Origin of the sequence: Methylobacter sp. S3L5C (genome assembly GCF_022788635.1) — a bacterium.
Taxonomy (GTDB): domain Bacteria; phylum Pseudomonadota; class Gammaproteobacteria; order Methylococcales; family Methylomonadaceae; genus Methylobacter_C.
Map to the genome: position 1 here is coordinate 4,353,825 of NZ_CP076024.1, position 12,199 is coordinate 4,366,023.

Consider the following 12,199-nt stretch of genomic DNA (forward strand, 5'->3'; position numbering starts at 1 on the left):
TTCTATCGCTATACGCCCTATATCAATGAGCATAAGATGTTACAGAGAGCTCTTTAGGGTAAAAAACAGCTGGGTACTTTTGACAGAGCCATTGCTGAACATCTGCACATTGTTTGCACATTTGCTTCAAATTGCTTGCACTTTTCATCGTTAAAGTAAGTATCAAAACAGGGCATCACTACCCTGCACCACACCATAACTAATGAGAAATCAAACGTCACCAAAAAAATCATAGTCCACGATGAAGCCGTGAAGATAGTTGCATAAACATGTCACTCATCAAATACCAATGAGGCTACCTGAACAAAGATGAAAGCGCCTTATTGACGAACGCAGATTAGTTAAAAATATCGTCATAACAACCAAACCTACAGCAACCAAAAGACCGGATTCAATATTTTGCACAACCCTATTTATAACGGCATGATTTTAGTCTGTATAGCTTAAATAAACCGCATTTTTAAGATAATACAATTCCAACCTATTTAATAAAGCGTGAAACTGGACTACTGATGATACCGGCAGAAAACAAAGAAACAACGACAGGAAAATTTCACTGGAAAACAGCGACAGCAGTAATCTTGCTGATCGCCATAGCGGCTTATCTTTTTAGTCATGCCGGTACTCAACCGGGCAATAATGACAAAAAATCAGGCAAATTTGCTGATCCGGTTGTCGCAGTCGCTGCGGTAAAAGCCACTCAAGGCGATTTTCCTGTTTATCTGAACGGCTTGGGAACCATTACGGCGCTACGCACAGTCACGATAAGGTCGCGTGTTGATGGCGAACTTATTCGTGTTACTTTCAAGGAAGGCCAAATAGTAAAAGAGGGTGATCTCCTGGCTGAAATCGACCCGCGCGCTTTTCAGGTACAACTTATGCAAGTCGAAGGCCAGTTGCAACGCGATGAAGCCCTGTTAAATAATGCCCGGATTGATCTTGTTCGCTACAAAACCCTGTTGGAGCAAGATTCCATCGCCGCGCAACAATCGGTCACCCAGGAATCAGTGGTCAAACAATACCAGGGCACGGTAGCAATAGACCGTGGACTGCTCGCAGATGCCAAGCTTCAATTAAGCTACACAAAAATCACCGCACCCATAAGCGGACGTCTGGGCTTACGTTTGGTAGATCAGGGCAATATGGTTAAGGCTTCCGACACCAACGGACTCGCTGTCATCACACAAATTCATCCTATTGCCGTTGTCTTTACCTTACCGGAAGATAACTTGCCGTCCGTCATGAAACAATTTCACTCCAATAACAATAGCTTGGCTATTGAAGCCTATGACCGTAAAGGCCAGATAAAGCTTGGGCAAGGACAGCTTTTCGCCGTAGACAACCAAATTGACATAAATACAGGAACCGTAAAGCTTAAAGGTCAGTTTACCAATGAAGACAATGCTTTTTTTTCAAACCAGTTTGTTAATATCAAAATGGATATGGGTACGTTGCACTCGGTAACCATCATACCGACTGCGGCTATTCAACGGGGAGTGATGGGAACCTTCGCTTATGTCGTTAAAGCTGATCAAACCGTCAGTATTAAACCATTAAAGCTGGGGCCTATAGAGGGTGAAAAAGTTGCCGTACTTGAAGGACTTCAAGCTGATGAACTGGTCGTTGTCGATGGTGCCGATAAACTACGTGAAAATATGCTGATTAAACTGATCACTCCTGAAGCAACTGCGGCTGTTGACCAAGAGCCGCTCCTCCCCGATAAAAAAGACCATCGCAACAAAAATCGAAAAAGCGGTAATGACGAGTGATTACTCTTCCCGTTAAAACTGCCTTACACCTCGACCAGGCTACCCAATAATGAATCCTTCACGCACTTTCATCCTGCGTCCGGTCGCCACTTCGTTAATAATGCTCGCACTGCTACTGGTCGGAATAGTTGCTTACCGTGAACTGCCTATTTCAGCCCTGCCTCAGGTCGACTATCCGACGATTCAGGTCGCCACCTTATATCCGGGCGCGAGTCAGGAAGTAATGACATCGTTAATTACCGGGCCTTTGGAGCGCCAACTTGGCCAGTTACCCGGCTTAAACCAGATGTCTTCTTCAAGCTCGGGTGGCGCCTCTGTTATCACCCTTCAGTTCAACCTGAATTTAAGTCTTGATATTGCAGAACAAGAAGTACAGGCAGCCATCAACGCCGCCAATAATTACTTGCCTGCTGATCTGCCGATGCCGCCGATCTACAGTAAAATAAATCCCGCTGACGCACCGATACTGACACTGGCAGTCAGTTCAAAAACACTGCCTTTACCCAAAGTAGAAGATCTGGTGGACACCCGTCTGGCGCAAAAACTATCGCAGTTATCAGGGGTCGGACTGGTCACTATCAGTGGTGGCCAAAGACCGGCTGTTCGCATCCAGGCAAATCCTGCTGCAATGGTAGCTTACGGAATAAGTCTCGAAGATCTGCGGTTGGCAATAGCCAACGCCAACGTTAATCAACCCAAAGGCATGTTCGATGGGCCGACCCGATCAGCTATTATTGATGCCAATGATCAACTTCAATCAGCCGCAGAATATCGGTCTCTTATTATTGCTTACCGTAATGGCAGGCCGGTGCGCTTGGCAGATATCGCCGATGCCAGTGACGATGCGGAAAACGTAAGACTCGCTGCCTGGGCAAACGGCAGTTCGGCAGTTATTGTCAATATTCAACGTCAACCCGGCACCAATGTTATTGCTGTTGTCGACCGCATTAAGCAATTGCTGCCTAAATTACAAGAAGCACTACCAAACAGCCTTGATGTTACGCTATTAACTGATCGCACAACCACGATTCGTGCCTCGGTTGAAGACGTACAAATGGAACTACTCATTGCGCTGGCACTTGTGGTGCTGGTTATTTACCTGTTTCTGCGTAATGCTTCTGCGACCGCCATCCCGGGTATTGTCGTACCACTGTCGTTAATCGGCACTTTTGCATTTATGTATCTGGCTGACTTTAGCATCAACAACCTGACCCTTATGGCATTGACCATTGCTGCCGGTTTCGTGGTTGACGATGCCATTGTTGTTATCGAAAATATTACCCGCTACATTGAAAAAGGCGAATCACCTTTAAATGCCGCACTCAAAGGTTCTGAACAAATTGCCTTTACTATTATCTCGCTGACTTTTTCACTGATTGCCGTACTGATACCGTTATTATTCATGGGCGATATAGTCGGACGTCTGTTTCGCGAATTTGCCATCACTCTCGCCGTAGCCATCCTGCTCTCCGCTTTTATTTCCTTGACCCTCACGCCGATGATGTGTGCGAAAATGCTGCATCCTCTCTCTGAAGAACCTAAAGGCTGGTTTTATCTTGCCAGTGGACGATTTTTCGATAGAACGACGGCAGGCTACGCCAGAATGCTCGACCGGGTTCTGGAGCATCAGGTGGCAACGCTAATTATAGCCGTTACCACTCTGGCACTTACCGTGCTGCTGTACATTGTGGTACCTAAAGGTTTCTTTCCTATCCAGGATACCGGGGTTATTCAGGGTATCTCGGAAGCACCTCAATCCATTTCATTTTCAGCCATGGCTGAACACCAACAAGCCTTGGGCAAAGTTATCCTGAAAGACCCTGCAGTCGAAAGCATTGCTTCCTTTATTGGCGTCGATGCGACCAATCCCACACTCAATAGTGGGCGGATCATGATCACACTGAAACCGCTGGCCAAAAGAAAAATGAATGCCACGGAAGTTATTAACAGACTACAACCTGCGCTTGACGAGGTACAAGGCATTAAACTATACATGCAGCCGGTGCAAGATCTGACTATTGAAAATCGTGTTAGTCGTAGTCAGTATCAATTTACGCTGGAATCAGCCAATCGTGATGAGTTAAGTCACTGGACAGAAGTTCTCGTAAAAGAATTATCCCAACAACCACAATTTGCCAATGTGACCAATAACCTTCAGGAAGAAGGCCTACAAGCGTTTGTCGATATAGATCGCAGCACTGCCAGTCGCATGGGCGTCAGTATTGCGGCTATTGATAATGCACTCTATGATGCCTATGGACAGCGCCTGGTTTCCACTATTTTTACTCAGTCCAACCAGTACCGCGTGGTTCTTGAAGTAAAACCCGAATATCGGCAGGGTCTGGATGATCTAAAAAATAGTTGGGTCGCCTCCTCTGATGGAATGCAGATACCACTATCAACGATAGCTACCGTATCAGAAAAATCAGCACCGCTGGTTACTCATCATTTGGGGCAATTTCCTGCCACCACGATTTCTTTTAACCTCGCTCCCGGCGCTTTTCTCGGTGAAACTATTGAGGCCATCGAAACAGCCAAACAAAAAATTGCCCTACCTGCCAGCATAGTCGCCAATTATCAGGGAGCTACGCTGGCTTTTAGCACCTCGTTGTCAAATACGCTATGGCTGATTCTCGCCGCACTGGTAACCGTATATATTGTCTTGGGTGTGCTCTATGAGAGTTACATACATCCGGTCACAATCCTGTCAACGTTACCTTCAGCCGGTGTTGGTGCCTTGCTTGCACTGATGCTGTCAGGTAATGATCTGGGGATAATTTCAATCATCGGTATTATTCTGCTCATCGGCATCGTCAAGAAAAATGCCATCATGATGATAGATTTTGCCCTTGTTGCGGAACGCAAACAAGGTATGTCGCCCAAGGATGCCATCTATCAAGCCTGTCTTTTACGCTTTCGACCCATCATGATGACCACAATGGCCGCATTACTAAGCGCCCTCCCCCTAATGTTGGGCACCGGAGTGGGATCAGAACTGCGCCATCCACTGGGCATCACGATGGTCGGCGGGTTGATCTTAAGCCAGCTGCTAACACTGTTTACGACTCCGGTCATTTATCTCGCTTTTGACAAACTGGGGCGGCGAATATCGAAAAGTGATGATACGAAACAAACCAGCTTTGTTACTGACCAGGATTTGCCGTGAACCTATCGGCTTATTTCATCTATCGTCCGGTTGCAACCACGCTGCTGACGCTGGCAGTTACTTTAGTAGGTCTGATCGCTTTTTACCAATTACCGGTCGCACCATTACCCCAAGTTGATTTCCCTACCATATCGGTACAGGCATCCTTACCAGGAGCCAGTCCGGAAACCATGAGTTCTTCGGTGGCAACCCCGCTTGAGCGTGCTCTTGGGAATATCGCCGGTGTCACCGAAATGACTTCCGCCAGCTCTGCCGGCACCACCAGCATTATCTTACAGTTTGATCTGAATCGCGATATTGATGGCGCTGCACGTGATGTACAGGCAGCAATCAACGCGGCAAACAACCTGCTGCCCAGTAATATGCCCGCTCGCCCCAGTTACCGCAAGATCAACCCGGCTGACTCGCCGATTATGATTATGGCGTTAACCTCGGAAACCATGACCCGAGGCCAGCTCTACGATGCTGCCTCAACCACTCTTTCACAAAAAATAGCGCAAATTGAAGGTATAGGACAAGTAAACATAGGTGGCAGCTCACTGCCAGCGGTCAGGGTTGAGCTAAACCCGGTTGCCCTGACCAAATATGGGATCGGTTTCGAAGACGTACGCACGGCAATCGTAGGAACCAATGCCAATATACCCAAAGGTGCCCTGGAAGATGCCACGCGAAACTGGCTAATCTACGCCAATGATCAAGCCAAAACAGCAAACGATTATCTGCCGCTCATCGTCACTTATCGCAATGGTGCTGCCGTACATCTCGCAGATCTTGGTCAGGTTATCGATTCTGTTGAAGATTCTAGGACTGCGGGACTCAAGGATGGTAAGCCATCGGTATTATTGATCATTAGTAAACAATCCGGCGCCAACATCATCGAAACCGTCGATAAAATAAAGTTACTGCTACCTCAATTACAGGCATCCATTCCCAACACCATTGATCTTTCAGTGGTTCAAGACCGGTCCAAAACTATCCGCGCCTCTCTTAATGAAGTTGAACTTAGCCTTTTAATTGCGGTAATTTTGGTCATTCTGGTGGTGTTTATATTCCTGGGAGACCTACGCTCCTCAATGATTCCTGTGATTACCGTACCGGTATCCCTGATTGGCACTTTCGGCGTGATGTATTTATGTAACTACAGCTTGGATAACCTGTCACTGATGGCACTCACCATCGCTACCGGCTTTGTCGTTGATGATGCCATCGTGGTTTTGGAAAATACCAAGCGCCATATAGAGCTTGGAGTTCCGCCAAGGGAAGCGGCTTTAAAAGGTGCCGGTGAAGTCAGCTTTACCGTGTTAACCATGAGTTTATCGCTTATTGCAGTGTTCATTCCCATTTTATTGATGGGCGGTATAGTTGGACGTCTTTTTCAGGAATTTGCGATTACACTTTCGGCAGCAGTGATGGTTTCACTGGTTATCTCGCTGACGACTACCCCCATGCTTTGCGCACTATGGCTAAGACCAACAGAAATTCGGTCACGGGGCCGGTTTCATGGTTTCGCCAATCAACTGGGCAATCGTCTATTGGCAAGCTACAAAAGCTCCCTGCACTGGGCATTACGCCACGGCCCCTTGGTCATGTTATTACTGTTGTGTACGGTAGGCTTAAATGTCTACCTTTATATGATTGTTCCTAAAGGCTTCTTCCCTATTCAGGATACCGGCAGATTATCAGGGAATATAAAGGCAGACCAGAGTATTTCATCTGCGGCCATGCAGAAAAAACTGGCTGAATTTGTCGATATTATGCGTAAAGATTCCGAAATTGAGACCGTCATCGGTTTTACCGGGGGCTCTCGAGGCATGAACAGTGGACAAATGTTTGCAACGCTTAAACCACTGGAAGAACGTAAACTAAGCATCGATGAACTGATGGCGCGACTGCGCAGTAACATGGAAAATGTACCAGGAGCTCGCTTGATACTACAACCGCCTCAGGATCTTCGTATCGGTGGACGCGGATCATCTGCCCTGTATGAATACACGCTACAAGCCGATAACTTGATTGAGCTTCGAACCTGGGTACCCCGTATCGTCAAAGCCTTGTCTAAACGCCCCGAACTATTGGATGTAAATACCAACCAGGAAGATAAAGGCCAACAAATCGCTCTCAAGATAGATCGAGACCTGACAGCTAAACTTGGCGTCAGTCAGACCTTGATCAATGCCACGTTAAACAATGCCTTCGGACAACGGCAGGTTTCCGTCATCTACAATCCGCTTAATCAATATCGTGTTATTTTGGAAGTCGCACCTGAATATTCACAAAGCCCGGAAACCTTAAAAAACCTCTATGTCAGCGTTCCACCCAGCCTCGAGAATCCATCTGGCGGACAGGTACCACTGTCTGCTTTTGCAAGCTATAGTGTCACCAACACGCCGTTGGCCGTCAATCATCAAGGCCAGTTTCCTGCAGGCACCCTGTCTTTCAATCTTGCTCCCGGCATATCACTGTCAACGGCAACCCAACTGATAGCTGAAACCATGAATGACCTGGGAGTTCCTGCTTCGGTACATGGCAGTTTTCAAGGTACCGCCAAGGCATTTAAAGAGTCTCTTAGCAATCAACCGTGGTTGATTCTGGCGGCTTTAGCCTCAATTTATATCGTTCTGGGTGTTTTATACGAAAGCTATGTGCATCCACTGACTATTATTTCTACCTTGCCATCTGCAGGAGTTGGAGCAATTTTGGCACTGTTTGTTTGCCAAACCGACTTTAGTATCATTGCCATGATTGGGGTTATTTTACTGATCGGCATTGTTAAAAAGAACGCCATCATGATGATAGATTTTGCTTTACATGCACAACGCACACAAGACATGAGCGCTGAAGATGCTATTTTCAGTGCCTGTTTAATGCGTTTTCGACCCATTATGATGACGACTTTTGCAGCCTTATTCGCGGCGGTACCGCTTGCCCTTGGAACCGGTTACGGTGCCGAATTACGCCGTCCTTTAGGTATCGCTATCGTCGGCGGATTACTGTTCAGCCAACTACTCACGCTTTACACGACCCCCGTTATTTATCTTTACCTGGACCGCTTTCAATCCTGGTGCCGCCGTACCTTTCGCCCTGACACTGCAAAGCCGCTATCAAACCGGGTAGATCCGCTATGAGTAAAGCGACTCATTCAGGTAAATTTTGTTCTTCCATCCTAGGGCGTACTATCTGTGCCAGCTTACTCATCCAAGACATGTACATGACAAGCCCTACAGCGAATATCTTTGATAACAGGACTGGTTAAAAATTACTTATGATTATCTACTCATTACGGTTATTAACCGTTAGCTGTTTTTTACTATCCACTGCCTGTACTGTAGGCCCGGATTACCGAAGGCCCAGCAGTGCTACTGCCATCAATTTCAAAGAAATTAAAGGCTGGAAGATAGCGCAGCCAAGCGACAATAAAATTCCTGGTAAATGGTGGGAAATATTCAAAGACCCATATCTGAACACTCTGGAAGAGCAGGTTAATATTGGTAACCAGTCTATCGCCAAAGCCGAAGCACAATATAGACTGGCACAATCCTTGGTGCAGAGTGCAAGCGCCGCCTATTTTCCTACTGCGACGGGTGCTGCAACAGTCAACCGTTTTAGAGCTGCCAGTGGCCAAAACGTCGCGGTTTCGGGCGTCAAGTATCTGTTCGGAGCTGCATTGAGCGCCGCATGGGAACCGGATTTATGGGGCAGTGTAAGGCGACAGGTCGAATCCAGTGAAACCAATGCCCAAGCCAGTGCAGCCACCTTGCAGGCATTACGCTTGTCAACCCAAACAACACTAGCCCAAAATTACTTTCTGTTACGAGCACTTGATGCACAAACAAAACTGATTAATGATACGGTTATAACCTATGAAAAAACCCTTAAGATTACCCAAAACCGTTACGCAGCAGGCATAGCGGCAAAATCGGAAATCGTCCAGGCCGAAACCCAGCTTGAATCAGCCAGGGCACAGGCGATCAATCTCGGTGTTCAAAGAGCACAACTTGAACACGCCATAGCCATGTTAATGGGTAAAACTCCATCCGAACTCACCATCGTAATTGCGCCTCTAAACTCACTATTACCACCAATTCCGGTTAGTATCCCGTCACAACTGTTGGAACGCAGGCCTGACATTGCCGCCGCTGAACGCCTCGCAGCCTCTGCCAATGCACAGATAGGCGTGGCCAAAGCCGCTTATTTCCCAAGCCTCAGTCTTGCCGCTTCCAATGGTCAACAATCCTCTACGCTGGAAAACTTACTGACTGCAGGAGCACGTTATTGGGCACTGGGGCCTGCAGCGGTTGCAATCCCTTTGTTTGATGGTGGCGCACGCGGCGCGCAAATGCAACAAGCCATTGATAATTACGATGTCAACGTAGCGGCTTATCGCCAGACTGTTCTGGTAGGCTTTCAGGAAGTTGAAGATAATCTGGCGGCACTGCGTATACTGGAACAGCAAATGCAGGTCCAGAACAAAGCAGCAGATGCTGCCAACAAGGCTGTTCTGTTAACGACCAACCAATATAAAGCAGGAACTGTCAGTTATCTTAATGTCATGATTGATCAGGCAATTGCTCTTACCAATGAAAAAACATTGGTTGACCTTCAAGGCCAACGCTTAAGTACGGCTGTGCTTTTGGTGAAATCTCTCGGAGGTGGTTGGAATACTTCGGAGCTGCCCAGCCAGGATGAAGTCGGTGGTGAAGTCAAATGGTCCCAGTTTCTTCCTATTCCGATAAATTGATACTCGTGATTGAACATTATTTTTGTTGGTAATTAATAACTAATCATAAATTCCGTAAACATGACCTCGCGAAATACAACTGCAAGCCACTAAGATAGATAATTATTCCACAGACATTATTTATCGAATGGGAACATTTGAATGCAGCTTGTAAACATGGTAGCACGAAACCCAATTCATTAAAGGTGCACGACCGTAAGAGACGCATATCAGTTGTTGGCACTTTGCAAATAATACAAAGTAAGCATTAAGACGTAACGCTTACTTTGTGATTAATTTGCACAAATAGAGACTGTCTTTATTTACCGATAAGCTCTTAACTCTTTAATAATTGCCAATAGTTGATTAAAATAAAACAAAGAAAAACGCTACTTGTTGCATCTCAACAAAATAAAAGAACAACAGTTTCAAATTTTGGCGACTTTTCGCTCGGCACGAGGAAAAAGATGAAAACGCCCTCCTCCTTGGATGGTAAGAAGCTCACCAAACCTTCATTACTGATCTTATCCATTCATTATCTGACCCGGTAATCCAACCGTCTACAGCAAACTTAAGAGAGTTTTTTATGATTAAAATCAAGCTGTTATTGTGTGCAATAATCGTCTGTTTTGGTGCGCCTTCTTATGCATTACAAGAAACGACATTCAAACCAAACGAGATTGCTTGCCTCAAAAAAGAAGATTATGAAAAACTGCTTAAATATGTCGGTGACCATAATGACAAAGCTTTTGCTGAAATCATGGACAGCGGCGATAAATGCCTTGTAGTAAAAAGCGGAACCAGTGTAACTATTCTTGATGGTGAAGAAGCCAAAGCTAACGGTATTATTCCCTTTCAGTTCAAAGGAAATACCGAGCGTTTTTGGGCTCAACGGGAAGCCTTTATTGACTAGGAGGTTGTCCGAGAATAGGAACCGTAGCGAGGGAAAGCTATTTTGAGTCAGATTTTTTGGTCATTTGAGGCAAATAGTTGTTCTATTAAACGAAAATGAACGGAAAATATGGTCGAAATAGCTTTTCCGCAGTAGGTTTTCTATTCTCGGACAGCCTCCTAAACAACGTGCCACCACGGGAAACATTAGGTTTACAGCTTTGCCACCAAACTTTAGCACCTGATTTTTTCAGATTGCTTTTCCTGTCAGTCGACAGGATTACGCATCGTAACAAACTCTTCAGCGGCAGTGGGATGAATCCCTATCGTCGAATCAAAAATTGCTTTGGTAGCGCCGGCGCGAATCGCAACGGCCATGCCCTGAATTATTTCACCGGCATCAGACCCGACCATATGAATGCCAAGTACTTTATCAGTGCTTCGCCTGACAATCATTTTCATCAGAGTCTTCTCGTCAAGCCCGGAAAGCGTATGCTTCATGGGTTTAAAAACGGATTTATAAACATCAATATCCGGATAACGATTTTTCGCCTCGTTTTCAGTTAACCCCACGGTGCCAATATTAGGCTGGCTAAAAACGGCGGTAGGAATATTATCATAATCAACCGGTGTCGATTGATCGGTATAAAGCCCGTTAACCAATGCCATTGCTTCAGCTGTGGCAACAGGTGTCAGGTTAATCCGATTAGTCACATCACCCAAGGCAAAAAGTGAAGGGATGTTGGTTTGATAATCCTCGTTAACTTTTATTGCGCCTTTCGCATCGAGTTCGACACCCAGTGTTTCAAGCCCTAAACCGTCAATGTTGGGTTTCCTGCCGGTAGCATATAAAATAAGATCAAACTCAAGTTGCTCATTTTCATCGGTACAGGCAAGAAAACTGGTACCGATTTTTTCAATGGAACTGATTTGCGTATTAAACAAAATCTCGATGCCTTTTTTCTGCATTTCCTCGGCAACAAAACCCCGGACATCTTCATCAAATCCGCGGAGCAATTTATCGCCACGATAACACAGCGTTGTTGCAACGCCCATACCGTGCATAATACCGGCAAATTCAACGGCAATATAACCGCCGCCGACAATCAAAATCCGCTTCGGAAGCGTTGATAATGCGAACATTTCATTGGAAGTTACTACCCATTCCTTGCCGGGAATATCCGGCACTGAAGGCCAGCCACCGGTAGCAATCAAGATGCGTTCGCAACTGATTTTCCGCTCACCGATACTTATGGTATGCGCATCAAGCAGATGGGCTTGACCTTCCATCAGGGTAACACCGGAATTATTGAGTAAACCTTCGTAAACACCTTGTAGCCGGGTAATCTCTTGATTTTTCTGGGCCAGCAAATGCGACCAATCAAATTCCGGCGTATTTAACGACCATCCAAAGCCTTTTGCGGCAATAAAGTCTTCACGAAAATGCGACGCGTAAACGAATAATTTCTTGGGGACGCAACCGACATTAACACAAGTTCCACCGAGGTAACGGTTTTCGGCAATAGCAACGCGAACACCCAATCCGGCAGCGGTTCGTGCAGCTCTAACACCTCCAGAACCGGCTCCAATAACAAACAGGTCAACATCATAATGGGTCATTTGAACTCTCTTGGATCAAAAATTAGCGAAAAAAAA

6 protein-coding genes are annotated in these 12,199 nt (G+C 46.0%); 5 read left to right on the forward strand and 1 reads right to left on the reverse strand.

What is annotated here, in order from left to right; all coding sequences use genetic code 11:
- The first annotated feature begins 512 nt into the window (after positions 1–512).
- The 5 genes from KKZ03_RS19780 to KKZ03_RS19800 all read left to right on the forward strand — a co-directional run bounded on the left by KKZ03_RS19780 (position 513) and on the right by KKZ03_RS19800 (position 10,565).
- A complete protein-coding gene (locus KKZ03_RS19780) occupies positions 513–1,769 on the forward strand; it encodes an MdtA/MuxA family multidrug efflux RND transporter periplasmic adaptor subunit (RefSeq protein ID WP_243218468.1) in 1,257 nt (418 codons plus the stop codon).
- Between the two features lie 49 nt (positions 1,770–1,818).
- Positions 1,819–4,935 carry an MdtB/MuxB family multidrug efflux RND transporter permease subunit gene (locus tag KKZ03_RS19785; protein ID WP_243218469.1) on the forward strand — a complete coding sequence of 1,039 codons (3,117 nt, stop codon included), beginning with the start codon at positions 1,819–1,821 and terminating at the stop codon, positions 4,933–4,935.
- On the forward strand, positions 4,932–8,060 hold the full coding sequence (locus KKZ03_RS19790) for a multidrug efflux RND transporter permease subunit (RefSeq protein WP_243218470.1): 3,129 nt from the start codon (positions 4,932–4,934) through the stop codon (positions 8,058–8,060). The genes KKZ03_RS19785 and KKZ03_RS19790 overlap by 4 nt, the downstream gene beginning before the upstream one ends.
- 137 nt (positions 8,061–8,197) lie before the next feature.
- Positions 8,198–9,673, forward strand: a complete 1,476-nt coding sequence (locus KKZ03_RS19795) for an efflux transporter outer membrane subunit (protein WP_243218471.1) — start codon at positions 8,198–8,200, stop codon at positions 9,671–9,673.
- Between the two features lie 565 nt (positions 9,674–10,238).
- The gene (locus tag KKZ03_RS19800; protein WP_243218472.1) at positions 10,239–10,565 is read left to right on the forward strand and encodes a hypothetical protein; all 327 of its coding nucleotides are present in this window, start codon (positions 10,239–10,241) and stop codon (positions 10,563–10,565) included.
- Positions 10,566–10,810: 245 nt separating this feature from the next.
- On the opposite strand, the gene gor is transcribed toward KKZ03_RS19800, so the two are convergent.
- Positions 10,811–12,163, reverse strand: a complete 1,353-nt coding sequence (gene gor, locus KKZ03_RS19805; RefSeq protein ID WP_243218473.1) for a glutathione-disulfide reductase — start codon at positions 12,161–12,163, stop codon at positions 10,811–10,813.
- Positions 12,164–12,199: the final 36 nt, after the last annotated feature.